An 18,764-nucleotide genomic window follows, 5' to 3' on the forward strand; every position below is an offset into this window, starting at 1 on the left:
ACTATAACCAGGACTTCCCGCATCAGAGTCTAGGTTATCGAACTCCTTGTCAATATTATCAAGAATATGGTAAAAATAAAGAGCAAGTACTAACTTAAAATGTGTCCTCTTAATAGGGAGCATTACACCAGATAATAAATACTAACTACCGACTAACTAACGACTAAATTAACGATATACAATATACTTAGTATGGTATACTGTATCTATGTAACGCACTATGCACCACGGTATACTATATACTAATAAAGGGATGTTCAAGGGGAAAGATTCCACTTGAACATCTATTGTGTTATGATAGTTAATAATTAACAATAATAAAATAGGAAAGTACCTAAAATGCAGGGAAAAAAGGAAGTTGCCACCTTAGCTGGTGGTTGTTTTTGGTGTCTGGAAGCAATTTATAAAAGAGTAAAGGGCATTATAGAAGTTATTCCGGGCTATAGTGGAGGAGGTCTAGATAATCCAAGTTATGAGCAGGTTTGTTCCGATACCACTGGTCATGCTGAGGCAATACAGATATTTTTTAATCCTGAAATTATTTCTTATAATGAGATATTAGAAATTTTCTGGCAGATTCATAATCCGACTACCTTAAATCGCCAGGGTAATGATATTGGCTCACAATACCGTTCAGTAATATTATATCATAATGAAGAACAGAAAAAAGTTGCTCTGATATCAAAAAAATATTTACAGGATACCCATATCTGGCAAAATTCTATCGTAACGGAGATTGTACCCTTTCGAAAATTTTATCCGGCAGAAGAGTATCATAGAGGCTATTATGAGAATCATCCAGAAAATAGATACTGTCAGCTGGTGGTCAAACCTAAAGTAAAAAAGTACGAAGAGACATTTAAAAAGTATACCAGATAGAAGCAATAAAAGGAGAGAGCAAATGGAGGAAGAGAAATATTTTAAATCCTATAATTTTTCGATCGCTTTTCTGATACTGGGGATATCGATTGTTTTAGCTGCTCTAATTTTTGGGGTCTTTTTTTATCAAACCAGAAGCAGCCGTGATTTCGTTCAGGTATTAGGAGCTGCTACCCAGGGATTTGAGTCAGATATTGTGAAGTGGAATATTATACTGGAAGAAAATACTGATCTATCCAATATACGAGATGGCTACCGCAATATTCAGGAAAAAAGAGACCGATTGGTTAATATTTTAAAAAACAAGGGAATTTTGTCGGATGATATCAATGTCAATCCTATTTCTACTCAGAAAAGATGGAACCGAGATGGAGAAGTGGTAGGTTATGTCTTAAATCAGTCGCTTTTTACTATCTCTCGAGAAGTAGAGGTTATTGAAGAATTAGCCTTAAATCCAGATGAGCTTTTAAACCAGGATATTTTTTTTCAAGTTTCATCACTGGAATATTTCTACTCCGAGATAGATACTTTGAGAAAGGATTTGCTGGAGCTGGCTACTAGGAATGCTCGGGAAAGAGCAGAAATGATTTTAAAGGAAAGTGGCCATAAAGCTGGCAAGATGATCTGGTCTCAGGCAGGTGTGTTTCAGATTGTAGAACCTTATTCTACTGAGGTAGAAAGCTATGGCATGTATAACACTGCCTCTCGCAGAAAAGAGATTAAAGTAACTGTTCATGCACAATTTTTAATACAATAAGAGAACTGTATAATTATGTAAAATTCAACATGATAATCCCCAACAAGGTTATTAATTGTGTTAAAACAGATCAATCAGTATCTATTCAATATGACTTCCCCTTAGATAATACGGTAAAAGCTGTTTGTGATAATTTGACCAGAATTACTAAATTAATTCCTCTATCAGCTTACCAGTTACTTGATTTATTTGATTAAAGAAAATAGTTTAACTGAACCACCCTTTTTTTATCAAATAGGTAGTCCTCTGGAGAAAAAGTGATGTAGCAGACATATTGCTGTGGAACATCCTGAAGCAGCAAGAAATATTAAAGCTTTAAAAGAGAAAGTTATTATTCCAGACTTTCGTCATCCCAATATAATTCGCTTGGCACCGGTAGCTCTGTATAATAACTTTGAGGAAGTGTGTGAGGTTGTTCAATCCCTGAAAGAAATTACTGATAATAGGGAATACCAGAAGTATGATTTAATTCAAGACGATGTAACCTAGTAATACAACATCCTGCTTTGGTCTTCAATAAAAAATAGTCAGCTAATATATTTAAACCTTTAGGGTAAGATTAAATAGACAAGGTTGACAGAAAAATAAATAATAGATAAGATAATATTAAAAATAATAATTTTAGGAGGTTATTATTATGAAAAAGCAAAAACTCATTATTACACTATTGTTGATTGCTGTTGTTGTCTCTTTTTTAATTACTTATTCTGTGGCGCAAGAAAAAAAGCTCTACATTCCTCTTGTTTCCAAAGGCTTCCAACACCAATTTTGGCTGGCAGTTAAAGCAGGAGCTGAACAGGCAGCTAAAGATTTTAATGTGACAATTACATTTGAGGGACCAGAAAGTGAAGCAATGGTTGATAAACAAATGGATATGCTTCAAGTAGCTATTGATAAAAATCCTGATGCAATATGTTTTGCAGCTGTTGACTCAAAAGCAGCCATTCCTCTGCTGGAGCAGGCGAAAGAAAAAGGAATACCAATAATTGGTTTTGACTCAGGAGTTGATAGTGCTATTCCCGTAACTACCGCTGCTACCGATAATATTGCTGCTGCTGCATTGGCAGCTGATAAAATGGCAGAGTTGATTGGTGGTTCGGGTAAAGTAGCAATTATAGCTCATGACCCAAACTAGCCGTACCGGTATTGATAGGGTTAAAGGATTTACTGATAGGATTAATGAAAAATATCCGGATGTTACCATAGTTGCCACTCAATATGGCGGTGGAGATCATCTGAGATCAACAGATTTAGCTAAAGCCATAATTCAAGGTAATCCTGATCTCAAAGGCTTCTTTGGTGCTAATGAGGGTTCCATCATTGGTGTTTTAAATGCTGTTCAGGAATTAGGAATGAAGGGGAAACTTGTAGTAATTGGCTATGACTCTGGCCAACAGCAAATCGAAGCTATTAAATCTGGTCTTCAAGCTGGCGCTATTACACAAGATCCCATTGGCATTGGTTACAAAAGCGTGGAAGCTGCAATAAAAGCCATTAAAGGTGAACCATTATCTAAATTCATTAATACCGGATTCCACTGGTATGATAGCACCAATATTGATGATCCTGATATTACTGCACTTCTCTATCAATAGAGATTTATTTTCTTGATAGTATAATGAAATAAAAAATGAGAGGCTGTCCAGAAAGATATGTACAGCCTCTCATTATGTAGTTATTTATCATAATAAAAATTGCTTATTAACTATGAGAAACTACATTCTTAGAAGTTAGTAGTGGGCATATAAATGGTTTTACCATAAATATTAGCTAATAGTTTTTGACCTGAAGTCTTAGGAATTAGCCAATCTAACCAGGATAGATTAGTTAAATAATAATAGATAAGGAGTAGCATAAAAAAATATAGAAAAAGTGTTGAATAAGAAGTAAATTTAGGATTCTTTTCTTAGTATCTTCAAGTTATGCACTATATTTGAGTTTATTTACTATCTGCGAAACAAGATTTAAAAGATGGGAATAAACATGGGTGAATTGTTGCTTTTGATGGAAGAAATTGATAAATCATTTCCTGGTGTAAATGCGCTTAAAAAATGCCGTTTTGAACTAAAAGCAGGTGAAGTCCATGCTCTGGTTGGAGAGAATGGAGCTGGAAAATCTACCTTAGTAAAGATATTGGCTGGAGTTTATACAAAGGATACCGGACGCATTGTTTACAAAGGGAAGGAAGTAGATATTCCAAATCCTAAAGCAGCACAGCTTCACGGGATTAGCATGGTACATCAGGAACTTGATCTCATGCCTCATTTAACTGCAGCTCAAAATATATTCATAGGGCGAGAACCAGTTCGAAGATGGAGAATTGTTCTGGATGAAAATTCATTGAACGAGCAAACCCAAAGAATTTTTGATATGATGCATTTAAAACTGGAACCCCGATTAAAAGTTGCCAATATGAGTGTTGCTAACCAACAGATGGTTGAAATCGCCAAAGCTCTTTCCTTCAATTCTGAAGTACTTATTCTTGATGAACCTACTGCTACATTAGCTCAGGTGGAGATAATGGAACTATTCCGTATTATTCGTCAGCTCAAGGATAGAGGTGTTGGAGTAATATACATTTCTCATAGATTAGAGGAACTCCAAGAGTTAACTGACCGTATTACAGTCATGCGTGACGGCTTATATATAGATACTGTTCAAACAAAAGATACTACCATTGACCAGATAATAAAATTAATGGTTGGCCGTGTCATTTATGAATCATCTCCCGAATTGCCCAAAGTTCCCAGTAAGGAAACAGTTTTAGAAGTAAAGAACCTGAGTCGAGATGATGTGATTAAAAATGTTAGCTTCAATTTAAAACGAGGAGAAATATTAGGTTTTGCAGGGTTAGTAGGTGCTGGTCGGACAGAAGTAGCCCGTGCCATATTTGGTGCAGATCCTTTTGATACCGGGGAAATTTTAGTAAAAGGCAAGAAGGTTAATATTAAAAGTCCAAGTGATGCAGTAAAAAATGATATTGGCTATTTATCTGAAGATCGAAAACAATTTGGATTATGCCTGGGATTAGATGTAGAAACTAATATTGCTATGGTTATCATAGATAAATTGACCGGCTTTTTGGGATGGATTAAAAATATTGAATTGCGTTCTATCGTTAAACGTATGGTTGATAAGCTTTCTATAAAAACTCCCAGCTTAAATCAGAAGGTCCAGAATCTTTCTGGCGGAAACCAACAAAAATTGGTAGTAGGCAAGTGGCTCGCTAAGGATACCAATATTCTTATCTTTGATGAACCTACACGGGGGATTGATGTAGGAGCAAAAAGCGAGATATATAAGTTGTTAAATGAACTAGCTCAGCAAGGTAAATCAATTATTATGATTTCTTCTGAACTACCGGAAATTCTTCGTATGAGTCATCGTGTAGTAGTAATGTGTGAAGGTCGAATTACTGGTGAGTTAAATTATGAGGAAGCAACACAGGAGAATATCATGAAATTAGCTACTCTTCGTAATAGTGAGAAGGTTATTTTAAATAATTAAAACCATGAGGATAAGTTGGTAATATGAAAGATGATGCTATAATTAAAGATAGAAATACCCGTTCAGAAGCCATACAAAGATTAATGGCTTTTGGTGCTTTAATTATCATTTTTATTGGTTTCTCTTTTGCATCTCCTTATTTCTGTACATTTCGTAATATAATTGGAATACTCATTGCTACTGCCGTTAATGGTCTTCTTGCTATCGGTGTTACCTTTATTATTATTTCTGGTGGAATTGACTTATCAGTTGGAACGGTAATGACACTTTCTGCTGTAATGAGTGGTGTATTTATTACTTATTGGGATTTACCTGTTCCTTTAGGGGTTATAGCAGGGATATTGACCGGATGTATAGCTGGTTCTACTAATGTTATATTAGTATCTAAATTTAACATACCACCATTTGTAGCTACATTGGGTATGTTAAATATGGCCAGAGGATTTTCTCTGGTTATTTCAAAGCTTAGTCCAATTTATTTTGCCCTGGAAAAGTCGGTTAGTGGTATTGCTATGGGTTCCATTCTGGGTTCAGTGATTCCAGGATTTGATGTTCCTAATGCTGTTTTAATCTTATTTGGTTCTGCAATTGTGGCCAGTCTTATTCTTTCCAAGACAATTCTGGGAAGATACTGTTATGCAATTGGAAGCAATGAAAAGGCAGTGCGATTATCTGGTGTTAATGTAATTTTCTGGAAGACCCTTATTTATACAACTGCAGGTTTGTTTATTGGGATTGCTGGGGTGGTAATAGCCTCTCGGCTTAATTCTGCCCAACCCTCCCTGGGACTGGGTTATGAGTTAGATGCCATTGCCGCAGCAGTTATCGGTGGAACTTCATTAAGGGGTGGAGAGGGCACCATAATGGGGACTATAATAGGCGCATTTATCATTAGCACCCTTACCAATGGCTTGCGTATCATGTCAGTTCCACAAGAGTGGCAAATAGTTGTTACTGGTTTTATAGTTATTTTTGCCGTATATCTGGATATTCTTCGTAAGGGTACGCAATTATAAAGGGAAAAATATCTTCTCACCTTTGGTAAGAGAAAGTACCCAGTATCTAAATGTTTCTACAAATAATTTAAATAAAAAGTGAAAGCTGATTATTAAGGAAAATGCTGATTTTAATGGAAATCTTATCCTTCATTAAAAAGAACATTTCCCGGAAAAATAAAAATCTTCCTATAGTACTTATAGTAAAAGAAATTTCCAGATTCTAGATTCTATAATTCTAAATGAAACATAGGGCTAAACTTGCTGGATGAACTGGAATTGGTAGAAAAAGTATTTAGACAAAAGGCAGAGAGAATAATAAATCCACCTACTCATATATTCGGTATACCGCAATGCGCAAATTGTCTCAAGAAATATATAAATACAGTAGCAAAGAATACTTTCAGCCATGATTGCTTATGCTGGTATGTCTCTGCCCCCTTATTCCTGAAGACTTAAAGGAATGTATTGAACTACGTTTTTAATAGGCAAATATATTAGAAAAATTAGGTAAGAAATATAATAATAGAAAATGGACACCGGCTGCTTGATTATTTAAAAATTCAGGGGAATTGATTATTAAGCGGTATAATTATATTATCAAGCAGGAGAGAACAAGATACGGTGAAACAATAAGGAAGATAGCTAATTTAGAAGAAAAAGCCTATCAAATTTTCTTGACCGAAAACAGTTAGTGTGGTTAACTATTACCAGTGAGATCAGCAAGGTTTATCTAGAATCTTACTTTAACCAAGATTAATCGGGAATGCTAATAATCCCGATGAAGGTAAAAATGGATAATCACATTGAGTTACTACAGGAAAAAATTTAAGATCAAAATAGGAGATTAGACAAAAAATGAATAAAATCCTATGTAGTATGTTAGCTTTATTTATCTTTTTTTCTTTAAGCGGATTTATTCTCATAGTTTCAGCTCAACAACCGAGTAATGCTCCACAGGAAATAACTGGAATAGAAGGTATTTGGGAAGGCAAACTTCAAGTTCCGGGAGCTGAGCTCAGGATTGTTTACAGGATAACTAAAATTACTGAAGAGGAATTAATTGCTACCATGGATAGCCCCGATCAAGGGATAACCGGGATACCAGTTGATGAAGTTAATTTTAAAGACCACTTTGTACGCCTGGAAGTAAAATCTATAGGCGGATTTTTCGAAGGGAAAGTAAGTGATGATTTTTCAATAGTTGAAGGTGCCTGGCAACAATCTGGAGCATCCTTCCCCCTTTTGCTTCAACGGATAGAAAAGCCTATAGAAATAAGAAGATCACAGGAACCGGAAAAACCCTATCCCTATATTGAAGAAGAAGTTAAATATGATAACCAGGAAGCAAAAATAACTCTGGCTGGAACCTTAACCTTGCCAGAGGGAGAAGGACCATTTCCAGCAGTCATATTAATCAGCGGATCTGGACCTCAGGATAGAAATGAAACCATTGCCGGTCATCGTCCCTTTTTAGTGCTGGCTGATTATTTAACCCGTCAGGGTATTGCTGTTCTCAGATTTGATGATAGGGGAGTGGGAGAATCTACCGGAGACTTTACTCAGGCTACCAGTGAAGATTTCGCCTCAGATGTACTGGCTGGTATTGTCTATCTTAAAACCAGAAAAGAAGTTAATTCGCAACAAATCGGGCTCCTTGGTCATAGCGAAGGTGGTTTAATTGCTCCCATGGTTGCTGTACAATCATCGGATGTTGCCTTTATAGTCTTAATGGCAGGGACGGGATTAATCGGTGAGGAGATTTTATATTTACAAAGCGCTTTAATCTCCAGAGTAATGGGTGCAAGCGAAGAAGAAATAATTCGGAATCAGCGCTATAATGAAACAATCTATTCTCTGATCAAGGAAGGAGAAGATGAGGAGATATTAGTAAAAGAACTTTATCAGATATTTACAGATTACTTTAACGAATTAAATGAAGAAGAAAAGGATAGAATTGGTGATGCCGAAGTATATTTTAATGCCCAATTGCAAAGTTTATTATCTCCCTGGTTCAAATATTTCCTAATTTATGATCCTAAACCGGCTTTGAGTAAGGTTAAATGCCCTGTACTGGCCATAAATGGAGGAAACGATTTACAGGTGCCACCAGCTGAAAACCTTAGCGCAATAGAAGAGGCTTTGATAGCTGGAGGTAACAGTGATTTTGTGATTAGAGAATTAGCTGGACTTAATCATCTATTTCAGACTGCTGATACCGGATCACCTGATGAATATGCCAGGATTGAGGAGACAATATCACCAGATGTGTTAAAATTAATTAGTGATTGGATTCTAGTGCCTACCCTTGATTTAGAATAAAACAGCATATAATATAACATATAATATAAATAGTTAATTGAGACTAAATTAGTTAATATATTCATTTAAAATTAAAAATAATTCCATTTAACGGGAGAGAAACATGAAAGTACTACGCTTAAAATATGAAAAAAATGAAATTTTGGAAAAAAATAAAGCAATTGAGGTTTGCTTCAAGTGTTCTACCTGTTCCAAGTTTTGTCCTATTACTCAAAATGTAAAAAAGTATAACCTGGAAAATTCCTTTATAACTCAGCTTTTTGAAGCAGAAAAGCCGGAGGCTTTGAATGATGTCTGGATGTGTTGTGCCTGCGAAAAATGTGTTATCACCTGTCCACAGGATACTAATCCTACCGAAGCCTTTACCAATTTAAAGGAAAAATCTTACCAAGAAGGTTATGCCCCGGAAATGGTATATCGATTGGTAGACCAGCTTCTGCAGGAAGGGACTGTTTATGGCATTAAATTTACTAATTTAGCTCGCAAGAGAGCAGGATTGAAAGATATGGAGAAAAACAAAAAATCAGTGCAGGAAATTAATATATTAGCTGAAAAAACTGGTTTAAAAAAGAAAGAGGATCAAAAATAATGATAAGCTATCTGTTTTTTAAAGGATGTACCATACCAGCCAGTTTACCAAATGTGGAAAAATTAGCCTTGGATATTTTACCAGAAATAGGGATTAATTTAATAGAATCAGATGAATTCACCTGTTGTCCTGATCCTATAAGACTACAGGGGACCAGTCAATATTTCTGGATGGCTTCCGCTGCCAGAAATATTGCCATTGCTGAAGAAAAGAAGTTAGATATTATGACTTTATGCAATGGATGTGAAAATACTTTAGCCATCGTAAATTATAAAATGAAAAACAATTCTGAACTAAGAAGAAAGGTAAATGAAGCATTAAAAGAAATCGGAAGAGAGTTTCAGGGCACTGTCAAGATAAAACATTTTTTACAGGTCTTAAAAGAAGACATTGGATTAGATAATCTAAAAAAAATGATTAGGATTCCTTTGACTGGTCTTAAAGTTGCCGGTCATCCAGGATGTCATCTACTAATGCCCAATGAAATATTAAAATTTGATAATCCAGTGGATCCGGAATTTTACGATAAATTTATTGCTGCCTTGGGTGCAACCCCGGTTGATTATCTAACCAAGTCAGATTGCTGTGGTATATCTCTGAGTTTGGCTGGAGATAAAGAAGCCTCCAATCAATGTATTCAAAATAAATTGATTGATGTACAGCTTTCCGGAGCCCAGATTATCAGTACGGCCTGTCCGGCCTGTTTCAATCAATTCGATTTTGGTCAATTTATGCTTTCTCGAGACAATCCCCGATTGAAAGAAAAACCTATTCCAGTATTGTATGCCATTGAACTTTTAGCACTGGCAATGGGTCGTTCTTTTGAAGAAATTGGCTACAATCTCCATCGGGTAAGAATACCAGTTGAGGAAAAGATATAGGAGGAAAGTATGGAAAAAGTTAAAACTACTTGTGTGTATTGCGGAACTGGTTGTCAATTATGGTTAAAGACCAAAGAGGGAAAAGTAGTAGATACAAAACCGGTTATGCCTCCAGAATTTAATCCAGGAAAAGGCAAATTATGCATTAAGGGTTGGAATGTTCATGAATTCATTAATCATCCAGATCGCTTAACTGATCCTCTAATAAAAAATGAGCATGGGGATTGGCAAAAAGTAAGCTGGAAAGAAGCAATAAGTCATATAACCACCCATTTTAAAAAAATTATGAGTGAAAATTCTGCCAATAGAAGAGCAATAGGATGTCTTAGTTCAGCAAAGTGTACTAATGAAGAAAATTATGTTATGCAAAAATTTGCCCGAGCGGTTCTGAAAAATAATAATATTGACCATTGTGCCCGGTTATGTCATTCATCAACAGTAGTTGGTTTGGGAGCAGCTTTTGGTTCAGGTGCTATGACCAACTCTATTGATGAGATTATTGATGCCCAGGTTGTTTTTATTATTGGTTCAAACACCAATGAGCAACATCCCTTAATTGGAGCCAGAATATTGGAGGCATTAAAAAAAGGAGCAAAATTAATCGTTGCCGATCCACGTACCATACCATTATCTGAATTGGCTGAAGATAACGAGGGAATTGCCTTGAATCATCATCCCGGCACGGATGTAGCTTTATTGAATGGAATAATGAATGTGATTATCCAGGAAAAGCTTTATGACGAGAAGTTCATAACACAAAATTGTGAAAATTTTGATGCCTTCCAGGAAGAAATAATGAAAATGACTCCCGAGAAAGCTGCAAATATTACTGGTGTACCTAAAGATAAAATAATAAAGGCCGCTCGCATGATAGGTAATGCTGAAACCACCTATTTGATTTATTCTATGGGTATTACTCAGCATACCAGTGGAGTTGATAATGTAAAGAGTACGGCAAATTTACAAATGCTCTGTGGCAATGTTGGTAAATGGGCTACTGGAGTAAATCCTCTACGTGGTCAGAATAATGTCCAGGGTGCCTGTGATATGGGTGCTTTGCCTAATGTTTTTACCGGCTACCAGTCGGTAACCGATAAAGTAATTCGTAAAAAGTTTGCGTTGGAATGGGGAATAGATGATCAGGAAATGGATGATCAGGTAGGACTGACTGTAGTGGAAATGATTAATGCTGCTTATAAGGGAGAATTAAAAATGCTTTATGTAATGGGAGAAAATCCTTTGATGAGCGACCCGGACAGTAACCATGTTCGAGCAGCGTTGCAAAAAACATTTTTAATCGTACAGGATATTTTTATGACTCCCACAGCTAAATTAGCTAGAGTGGTTTTACCTGCAGCCTCTTTTGCCGAAAAAGAAGGTACTTTTACCAGTACAGAAAGAAGGGTACAGATGGTGCGCAAAGCCATAGAACCAGTTGGTAATAGTAAACCAGACTGGCAAATAATTTCACTGCTGGCACAGGAAATGGGTTACTCAGGATTAAACTATCAACATGCCGGGGAAATATTATCTGAAATTAATCGTACCACCCCTATCTATAGAGGAATTACCTGGGAACGCTTGCAGCAAAATGAGGTAGGCCTGCAATGGCCTTGTCCTGATATTTCTCATTCGGGAACTGTTTATCTGCATAAAGATGGAAAGTTTAGTAGAGGAAAAGGGTATTTTCATCCCGTACCCTTTAGAGAACCTGCTGAACTTCCTGATAAAGAGTATCCTTTTGTCCTTTCTACCGGAAGAACCTTGTGGCATTTTCATACTGGAACTATGAGTAGAAGGTCAAAGACTTTAAATGAACGAGTACCGGAAGGATATGTAGAAATTTCCCAGGAAGATGCCAAAAAATTACAAATTAATGATAATGAAATGATAAAAGTAGTAACCAGAAGAGGGGAAATTAAAATTAAAGCCCGGGTTACCCATAAAGTCAGCATTGGATTAATCTTTATTCCCTTTCATTTTGAAGAAGCTGCCGCTAATATCCTGACTAATGCTGCCTTAGATCCGGTGGCAAAGATTCCTGAATTAAAGGTTTGTGCTGCCAGAATTGATAAAATAACATAGATAGGGACAGTAGGCAAGTGATTATAATATCAGAGAAAGAAGTGAGGGAAGATGGCGAGTAAGCGAAAAATAATTTGAAATATCCTGGGTAACGAAAGTAAATCAAAAGGGGTGAGTAAAATATGACTTTAAAAGTAGTGGGAATTGTGGGAAGCCCACGAAAGGGAATGAATACTGATACTCTGGTGACAAAGGCCTTGGAAGGAGCTATATCAGCCGGTGCAGAAACAGAAAAAATATACCTCAATGATTTAGAGATTATGCCCTGTCAAGCTTGTGTTAAATTTCCTGCCCCTGAATATTGCTTTTACCATGATGGAATGGACAAAATATACCAGGTTCTGGTAAGTGCTGATGCCTTAATTATTGGTGCTCCAGCCTATTTTGGTTCTATAAGTGCACAGTTGAAATTGCTCATAGACCGTTCTAATTGCCTGGCAGAGATGATTACCCTGCCAGATGGAAAACTTCAATTTAAATCCAGATTAAAAAAAAGTAAAAAAGGAATCTTTATCTGGGTAGCCAATATATCTACAAATCCTGAACACGCTCTTGTTTCTATGAAAATTTGGAGTAAATATTTTGCAAATGTTGAGCTGGTAGACAATCTGGTTGTTCTGAAATCGGATTTTGGAAAAGGCGCCAGAAAACAGAAAAAAATACTTGAGAAAGCTTTTCAGTCAGGGGTATCCCTGGGACGATCATAAGTTTTACTCTAACATGATGTCTCCCCGGATTAACCTGATCTTTTGAATGATTATTTTTTTGTTAAGAGAGGTAAAAACATCATATTGTCAAATTATTCAGGGAGTTGTACAATTATAGAAACTACTTCACCAGCACACTTCTTAGGTTTTATCTCAAACACCGGCAAAGGTGTATCTGGGAAGATGTGATTATCGGCACCAATTGATTGCTGAATACATGATGTTTATTATCATATTGTTCAAATACTATTTTTAAGGAAAAAGATTGAGACGTATTAGGCAGGTAGAAAAGAAATTCATATTTAAGAATCGGGAGGAATCAAATGATAAGAAGAAATCAAAAGATATTTATTGACATTTTAGTGGTTGGTTTTATCCTATTTTTCTGTTCTACTGGTCTGGCGGCTATCAGTGTACAGGAAATCGTCAGTAATATGCAAAAGGCATATGAGAAGCAAATGGCAGATATTAATGATTACATAGTTGTTCAGAAGCCTACTGGAGGGATAGCTGCCATGACTGGAGAAGCAAAAATATATTATAAAAGAGCCAGGGTAGAAGGTGAAGAAATTTATAAAATGCGTACCGAATCAGAAGCCATGGGAATGTCCATGGTTTCCGTTTATGATGGAAAGTACAGTTGAGCTCCAAATTATATGACCGGAAAAGTTGAAAGTAAATTAGCAGAGGGTAATCCAGCACAATTCTGGAAGAATATTGATTTAGTCAAGACAAAATACCTAGGAGAAGAAATAATCGAAGGCGAAAAAGCCTATGTATTGCAGATTGATAATGCTTTACAGGTCATGGGAAGTCAGCAGGTACAAGCGTCATCGGTGCAACAAGATGGACTACAGAAAGTATCTGGAAAGTTATGGATCAGCAGCAAGACCTGGATGCCTTTACGCATGGTAATGATTATGAATGCTAGTTCTGAAAAGATGGTCATGAACACCACCACCACAACTGACTTCAAAGATTATCGGCAGGTTGGTTCCATGCTTCATCCTTTTCAGTTAGTTATGAAAACTAATACTGAGATTGATACATCTGGAATGAGCGCAGAAGACCGGAAGAATTCAGAGCAGACCATGCAAATGATGCAATCCATGATGTCAGGGATGGGTTCTTTCACCATAGAGACCACAGATATCAAAATTAATGTCGGTCTTACGGATGATCTTTTCGATGGGACGAAATTGAAATAGAATATAGGGGGTTTATCCCCCTTTATTTCTTTCAGAAAAGATAGTAAAAATAATACAGGATTATTATTTTGACCCAGCACTACATTTATTTGCTTCATAGAATTAAAAAATAATTCTATCGTTGTTTCATTTTCCTTATTAGGAAAGGAGAAAAAATGGCTATGGTCAGGATATTTTTTCCGACTCCTAAAAAGATTACTTTTTTCATGTTTATGTTATTTTTTTAATGTTGATCAATGATCTTAGTACCCTTGCTAGTCAAGCAGATGGGTCTGATCCTCTGGATAAACCTACCATTGATAATAATTCTCCATCGACAACTCTGCAAAACTGTCTTCATTGGTATGAAACAAACCAACCAATCCCAGTCATAATATTTCATGAAGGTCAATACAAGAAGATTGTGGGATACAAGGGTACTCTTTCCTGGTGGGATGCAGAGTTCATGGAAGGAACAGGCAGATTTTTGGATGGATATTGTATAACAAGTGACTATGGTGGGCAGCATTGCACGCTGTCCGGAACGATTGGTGAGACTACAGGTGAGCTAATTGAGCTGGAGAGGTTTGAATTTCTATCCCAGATGCTCATAATGCCTTGGAGGGGTTGGAAGCCTATGATTTTAAAGTATACGGATTTGTAAGATGTACCGAACCGGTGTTAAGGATTGAACCAGAGAAAAAAGGCATGCTGGTTGGAGAATGTATACCTGTAAAAGTGTACCTGGATTGTGGTTATCAAATGTGTCTTGGTGAGCCGGTCATTCTTGAGGTCATTTCGGGTCACAGAGAGCTGGAGCTACCCGAATTAACTCCTGATAAACTGGAAAAAATATGGGATTCAGGTCATTTTTTGAATCAGGATAATATCATTTTAACACAGGTCATGATTGCCAAAGCAATGCTTCATGCAACGGACAAAGGAACAATTGAGATTAAAGCTACTTATGATAGCTGTCGGGGGAAATCCAACCAGAGTACGATTTCCAAGACCGTTCAGGTGAATGTCGGAAAATGTGGTGAGATAGATTGTACCTACCAGACTGATCCAGATCGTTTCAGCGACGGTGGTGTTCTGCAGTGGGGCGGTAAGATACATTATAAAGCCTGCCTGGAGGTTTTTGAGGAAGAACAATTCGGAATGAAAGTGCGTTCTCTTAAAGGATATGCGAATGGAATCCAGGATTGCTGGGTGAAATTAGATGATTCATGTGGATCTGGATGGATTGAAAACAAGAAATGCCCTGCCTTCACAGGCGTTGTCGAAGGGTCCATCTGAGGTAATAATATCTATACCTTTAAGGTTTTTATTGATGAATCTGCAGCTCTCACTTTTGATATTTGTTCTGATGAAAAGGAATGGCCGCAATGCCTTAGTTGTCATGAATGGGACCCAGTTGTTTTCATGGGTGTACCCATTCACCTTGATGCCTCAGATCAAAATGCAGAATATGTTTATGAAGAGGAGTCAGATATCATTGGAACCCAATACAAGGTTGTTGCCCGCTGGCAATAAAATTATAAAATTTATTTGACATTATTGATTATTGATGTATAATGAGATGTCACCTAATAAGTAGGTGCAAATGTTATAGATGAATAGTTTATAACATTGAAGGAACAGCCTGATAAAAAAGGATTGTTCCACAGTAATATATTAAATAGAGAGATTTGGTTACTATCTTGTGATGCGGTGCCTCAAAATTTAATGTTACTGAAAAAATAAAATAAATAAAAAAGGAGGTAAGGGCATGCAAGGTAGTAAACTTTACGTAGGAAATCTAAGCTATTCTGTAACTAATGAGCAACTGGAAGAACTTTTTGCTAATCAGGGTACTGTTAATAGTGTTAACATCATTGAAGGCAAAGGCTTTGGATTTGTAGAAATGTCTTCATCGGAAGAAGCACAATCAGCGATGGATGCTTTGAATAATACCGAATTTGCTGGTCGGCCTTTAAAGATTGATGAAGCCAGACCACAAAAACCCAGAAGAGAATTTAGTGATAATCGAAGCAGACGTGATTACCATGATAACAGAAGACGTTTTTAACTTATAGTTAGAATAGATAAAGTTAAACAGGGGACGGTTCTTTGTTTCTAAAACAAAGAACCGTCCCCTGTTTGCTTCCTGTTTGCTTTGCTTACCCTGTTTGCTTTGGTGGAAATATTACGATAAAATATGTTTAAAAAGGAAAACAAGGAAGGAAATACTATATGAAGCTCATCTATCGAGGAAAAACAAAAGATGTATATATATTAGAAGATGGAAATTATCTATTAAAGTTTAAAGATGATGTAACCGGTGAAAATGGAGTATTTGATCCGGGTGCAAATACCATTGGCTTAACTATAGCGGGTGCCGGAAAAGCTGCCTTAAGATTGACCAGATTCTTCTTCGAAATACTGAAACAGAAAGATATACCAACTCACTATATAGAGGCTAATCTTAAGCAAAATACTATGGTGGTAAAATCAGCAGCAGTATTTGGGAAAGGACTGGAGGTCATCTGTCGGTATAGAGCGGTAGGCAGTTTCTTCCGTCGTTATGGAGAATATATCAAAGAGGGCAGCCCTTTAGATGCACTAGTAGAGTTTACCTTGAAAGATGATGCCAGAAATGACCCTTTAATTACAGAAGATACCCTGCAGATACTGGGGATACTTTCTAAAGAAGAATATAGAATATTAAAAGAACTTTCCAGAAAGATTGGAAAGATAATAAAAGAGGAATTAGCCAGCAAGGGAATAGAGCTATATGATATTAAACTTGAATTTGGCAGAGCAAAGGATAATATGCAATTAATTTTGATTGACGAAATTTCTGGGGGCAATATGAGGGCTTTTAAAGATGGGAAATATTTAGAACCACTGGAGCTGGAAGAATTGTTAACAAATTCTTAATTCAGGCATTAAAATTTGAAATCAGTTTTTTTAAGATTTAATAAAAAATATTTAACCAAATAAATAATTTAACAATTATGTTATATAATATAGAATAAAAGGTATTCCAAGGTCTATAAATAGATGGTAAATATAAAGTCAGATTTATTTGGAACAACTCCGGAAGGAGAAAAAGTAGGAAGGTTTATTATTGAAAACTCCAGTGGCATTACTGCTAACATAATTACTCTGGGGAGTAATCTTATTTCACTTAAGATGCCGGATAGGAAAGGTAATATTAAAGAAATCACCCTGGGATTTGATAATTTGCCACAATATTTAACCAATAACTATTATTTTGGTGCTACTGTTGGTCGTTTTGCCAATCGTATTGCTGGTGGAATTTTCCAGCTGGACGGAGTAAGATACCATCTTGCCTGTAATGAGAAGGGATTAAATCATCTTCATGGCGGTAATAAAGGATTTGATAAAGTAATCTGGCAGGCAGAAGGCATTGAGGAAGTTAATTTAGCAGGAGTAAGATTATCCTATCTCAGCCCGGATGGAGAAGAAGGATACCCTGGAAATCTAGAAGTAGAAGCCCACTATAGCTTAAATGAAGATAATGAATTAAAAATAGAATATTTTGCCCGCACTGATAAACCCACTATAATAAATCTAACCAATCACACTTATTGGAATTTAGCTGGTGCAGGTTCTGGTACAGTTATGAATCACCAGTTAACCATAAAGTCTGATGAATACCTACCGGTTGATAATAATTTAATTCCAACTGGAGAAATCAAGAGTGTCCATGACACACCCCTGGATTTTACAAAGACAAAATTAATTGGTAGAAATTTTATGGAACTTAAGGGTGGTTATGATCATTGTTTTGTATTAAAATCATTAAACCATCAACTAAAGCTGGCTGCAATACTTCATGAACCAGAAAGCGGACGAACTATGAAAATCTTAACTACCAAACCAGGAATTCAATTTTATTCTGGAAATATGCTGGAAGATATCAGGAGTGCCGAAGGAGTATTATTTCAGAAATATGGCGGTTTATGCCTGGAAACAGAATATTTCCCCAATGCAATAAATGAACCTGGCTTTATCTCCCCAATTTTATATCCCGAAAACGTATACCACCATATCACCACTTACCATTTTTCAATCCAATAAAAATATGTTGAAATAATAAACTAACAAAATACTTTTCCATTATTATGTAAAAAATTAATGTTCAGATAGAAAATTATTATTTTTTTATTGGAATATTTTAAAAAGTATTGACAACACTATAAAAGAAAATTATAATAGTTGTACGGTTGTCCGTATATGTTTATTTAAATAAAATGTTTATTACCTACAGAAGATAATCCTGAGTAATTACCTATTTTTACTTTAATATTTTTAATATATTTACTTTTTAAACCATCTTACCAATAAAAATAATCAAATAAATTTTTATCCCAGTTTCTGCCCAAAGGATATTTCTGGGAAATAGTCAAGCTAAGAAGAAAATATTGATAATAACATATGCCCTTATAAAAATAATCCTGAATTAAAATGCGAATTTGTAAATAACAAATAGATAAACAGTCTTTCAGAAAATTTGCTCTTTAAAAATATATGTTTGGAAGAAAAGATTTCGCAAAGCGAATCTTATCTTTATTTCCTGTTATGGCAATAGTTAAGGTAACCAATAGTGAGGGATTATCATCCGACTGTCTACTAAATTAACCGGTCTGATTTCTTCTATGATGGGTAATTCAGATAAAGCATTTTGCTATCCTATTCTTCTTGAACCGGCTTCTAATAGAAGTCTTGAGGTTGTTCTCTTTTACCTTGACCGGAATATTGGTTGAGTCAAAGGATATATAGCTTCCCCTGATCTCATCCGACTGAATGAGTTTACCAACCAGAGCATTTCTCACCTCTTGCAGAA

The 18,764-nt window shown here is 36.0% G+C and carries 17 protein-coding genes and 1 pseudogene; all 18 read left to right on the forward strand.

The window, feature by feature from the left end; all coding sequences use genetic code 11:
* The first annotated feature begins 339 nt into the window (after positions 1–339).
* The 18 genes and pseudogenes from msrA (at position 340) to PHD84_08820 (ending at position 17,998) form a co-directional block, all read left to right on the forward strand.
* Positions 340–879 carry a peptide-methionine (S)-S-oxide reductase MsrA gene (msrA, locus tag PHD84_08735; GenBank protein MDD5637884.1) on the forward strand — a complete coding sequence of 180 codons (540 nt, stop codon included), beginning with the start codon at positions 340–342 and terminating at the stop codon, positions 877–879.
* A gap of 22 nt (positions 880–901) precedes the next feature.
* Positions 902–1,636 (forward strand): SIMPL domain-containing protein, encoded by a 735-nt coding sequence (locus tag PHD84_08740; protein ID MDD5637885.1) that lies wholly within the window; start codon positions 902–904, stop codon positions 1,634–1,636.
* A 279-nt stretch (positions 1,637–1,915) separates the two neighbouring features.
* Complete coding sequence (locus PHD84_08745) at positions 1,916–2,125, forward strand: hypothetical protein (protein MDD5637886.1); 210 nt, start codon at positions 1,916–1,918, stop codon at positions 2,123–2,125.
* Between the two features lie 148 nt (positions 2,126–2,273).
* A pseudogene (locus PHD84_08750) lies at positions 2,274–3,231 on the forward strand (ABC transporter substrate-binding protein).
* Between the two features lie 388 nt (positions 3,232–3,619).
* Positions 3,620–5,143, forward strand: coding sequence for a sugar ABC transporter ATP-binding protein (locus PHD84_08755; GenBank protein ID MDD5637887.1), 1,524 nt, complete (start codon positions 3,620–3,622; stop codon positions 5,141–5,143).
* Positions 5,144–5,166: 23 nt separating this feature from the next.
* Positions 5,167–6,159 carry an ABC transporter permease gene (locus PHD84_08760; protein MDD5637888.1) on the forward strand — a complete coding sequence of 331 codons (993 nt, stop codon included), beginning with the start codon at positions 5,167–5,169 and terminating at the stop codon, positions 6,157–6,159.
* A gap of 837 nt (positions 6,160–6,996) precedes the next feature.
* Positions 6,997–8,460, forward strand: coding sequence for an alpha/beta fold hydrolase (locus PHD84_08765; GenBank protein ID MDD5637889.1), 1,464 nt, complete (start codon positions 6,997–6,999; stop codon positions 8,458–8,460).
* A 103-nt stretch (positions 8,461–8,563) separates the two neighbouring features.
* Positions 8,564–9,049 (forward strand): hypothetical protein, encoded by a 486-nt coding sequence (locus PHD84_08770; protein MDD5637890.1) that lies wholly within the window; start codon positions 8,564–8,566, stop codon positions 9,047–9,049.
* Positions 9,049–9,930: a CoB--CoM heterodisulfide reductase iron-sulfur subunit B family protein gene (locus tag PHD84_08775; protein MDD5637891.1), complete on the forward strand. Its 882-nt coding sequence runs from the start codon at positions 9,049–9,051 to the stop codon at positions 9,928–9,930. Before PHD84_08770 ends, PHD84_08775 begins: the two co-directional genes overlap by 1 nt.
* Positions 9,931–9,939: 9 nt before the next feature.
* Entirely contained in the window at positions 9,940–12,015 is a 2,076-nt protein-coding gene (gene fdhF / locus PHD84_08780) for a formate dehydrogenase subunit alpha (protein MDD5637892.1), read from the forward strand.
* Positions 12,016–12,137: 122 nt separating this feature from the next.
* Positions 12,138–12,722: a flavodoxin family protein gene (locus PHD84_08785; GenBank protein MDD5637893.1), complete on the forward strand. Its 585-nt coding sequence runs from the start codon at positions 12,138–12,140 to the stop codon at positions 12,720–12,722.
* Between the two features lie 323 nt (positions 12,723–13,045).
* The gene (locus PHD84_08790; GenBank protein ID MDD5637894.1) at positions 13,046–13,366 is read left to right on the forward strand and encodes a hypothetical protein; all 321 of its coding nucleotides are present in this window, start codon (positions 13,046–13,048) and stop codon (positions 13,364–13,366) included.
* Between the two features lie 12 nt (positions 13,367–13,378).
* Positions 13,379–13,930, forward strand: coding sequence for a hypothetical protein (locus PHD84_08795; protein MDD5637895.1), 552 nt, complete (start codon positions 13,379–13,381; stop codon positions 13,928–13,930).
* 226 nt (positions 13,931–14,156) lie between these two features.
* On the forward strand, positions 14,157–14,573 hold the full coding sequence (locus PHD84_08800) for a hypothetical protein (GenBank protein ID MDD5637896.1): 417 nt from the start codon (positions 14,157–14,159) through the stop codon (positions 14,571–14,573).
* A complete protein-coding gene (locus PHD84_08805) occupies positions 14,537–15,208 on the forward strand; it encodes a hypothetical protein (GenBank protein ID MDD5637897.1) in 672 nt (223 codons plus the stop codon). Before PHD84_08800 ends, PHD84_08805 begins: the two co-directional genes overlap by 37 nt.
* Positions 15,209–15,680: 472 nt before the next feature.
* On the forward strand, positions 15,681–15,980 hold the full coding sequence (locus PHD84_08810; protein ID MDD5637898.1) for an RNA-binding protein: 300 nt from the start codon (positions 15,681–15,683) through the stop codon (positions 15,978–15,980).
* A 164-nt stretch (positions 15,981–16,144) separates the two neighbouring features.
* Positions 16,145–16,831, forward strand: a complete 687-nt coding sequence (locus tag PHD84_08815; protein ID MDD5637899.1) for a phosphoribosylaminoimidazolesuccinocarboxamide synthase — start codon at positions 16,145–16,147, stop codon at positions 16,829–16,831.
* A gap of 123 nt (positions 16,832–16,954) precedes the next feature.
* Positions 16,955–17,998 (forward strand): galactose mutarotase, encoded by a 1,044-nt coding sequence (locus PHD84_08820; protein ID MDD5637900.1) that lies wholly within the window; start codon positions 16,955–16,957, stop codon positions 17,996–17,998.
* The last annotated feature ends 766 nt before the right edge of the window (positions 17,999–18,764 follow it).

It is taken from the genome of Atribacterota bacterium (genome assembly GCA_028717805.1).
In the GTDB taxonomy this organism is placed as follows: Bacteria; Atribacterota; Phoenicimicrobiia; order Phoenicimicrobiales; family Stramentimicrobiaceae; genus Stramentimicrobium.

What these genes read in the sequence shown, in the direction of transcription:
- PHD84_08795 (MDD5637895.1), top strand. Translation starts at nt 13,379, where the DNA reads ATGACCGGAAAAGTTGAAAGTAAATTAGCAGAGGGTAATCCAGCACAA.
- msrA (MDD5637884.1), top strand. Translation starts at nt 340, where the DNA reads ATGCAGGGAAAAAAGGAAGTTGCCACCTTAGCTGGTGGTTGTTTTTGG.
- PHD84_08785 (MDD5637893.1), top strand. Translation starts at nt 12,138, where the DNA reads ATGACTTTAAAAGTAGTGGGAATTGTGGGAAGCCCACGAAAGGGAATG.
- PHD84_08775 (MDD5637891.1), top strand. Translation starts at nt 9,049, where the DNA reads ATGATAAGCTATCTGTTTTTTAAAGGATGTACCATACCAGCCAGTTTA.
- PHD84_08770 (MDD5637890.1), top strand. Translation starts at nt 8,564, where the DNA reads ATGAAAGTACTACGCTTAAAATATGAAAAAAATGAAATTTTGGAAAAA.
- PHD84_08790 (MDD5637894.1), top strand. Translation starts at nt 13,046, where the DNA reads ATGATAAGAAGAAATCAAAAGATATTTATTGACATTTTAGTGGTTGGT.
- PHD84_08755 (MDD5637887.1), top strand. Translation starts at nt 3,620, where the DNA reads ATGGGTGAATTGTTGCTTTTGATGGAAGAAATTGATAAATCATTTCCT.
- PHD84_08820 (MDD5637900.1), top strand. Translation starts at nt 16,955, where the DNA reads ATGGTAAATATAAAGTCAGATTTATTTGGAACAACTCCGGAAGGAGAA.
- PHD84_08815 (MDD5637899.1), top strand. Translation starts at nt 16,145, where the DNA reads ATGAAGCTCATCTATCGAGGAAAAACAAAAGATGTATATATATTAGAA.
- PHD84_08810 (MDD5637898.1), top strand. Translation starts at nt 15,681, where the DNA reads ATGCAAGGTAGTAAACTTTACGTAGGAAATCTAAGCTATTCTGTAACT.
- PHD84_08765 (MDD5637889.1), top strand. Translation starts at nt 6,997, where the DNA reads ATGAATAAAATCCTATGTAGTATGTTAGCTTTATTTATCTTTTTTTCT.
- fdhF (MDD5637892.1), top strand. Translation starts at nt 9,940, where the DNA reads ATGGAAAAAGTTAAAACTACTTGTGTGTATTGCGGAACTGGTTGTCAA.
- PHD84_08740 (MDD5637885.1), top strand. Translation starts at nt 902, where the DNA reads ATGGAGGAAGAGAAATATTTTAAATCCTATAATTTTTCGATCGCTTTT.
- PHD84_08760 (MDD5637888.1), top strand. Translation starts at nt 5,167, where the DNA reads ATGAAAGATGATGCTATAATTAAAGATAGAAATACCCGTTCAGAAGCC.
- PHD84_08800 (MDD5637896.1), top strand. Translation starts at nt 14,157, where the DNA reads ATGTTGATCAATGATCTTAGTACCCTTGCTAGTCAAGCAGATGGGTCT.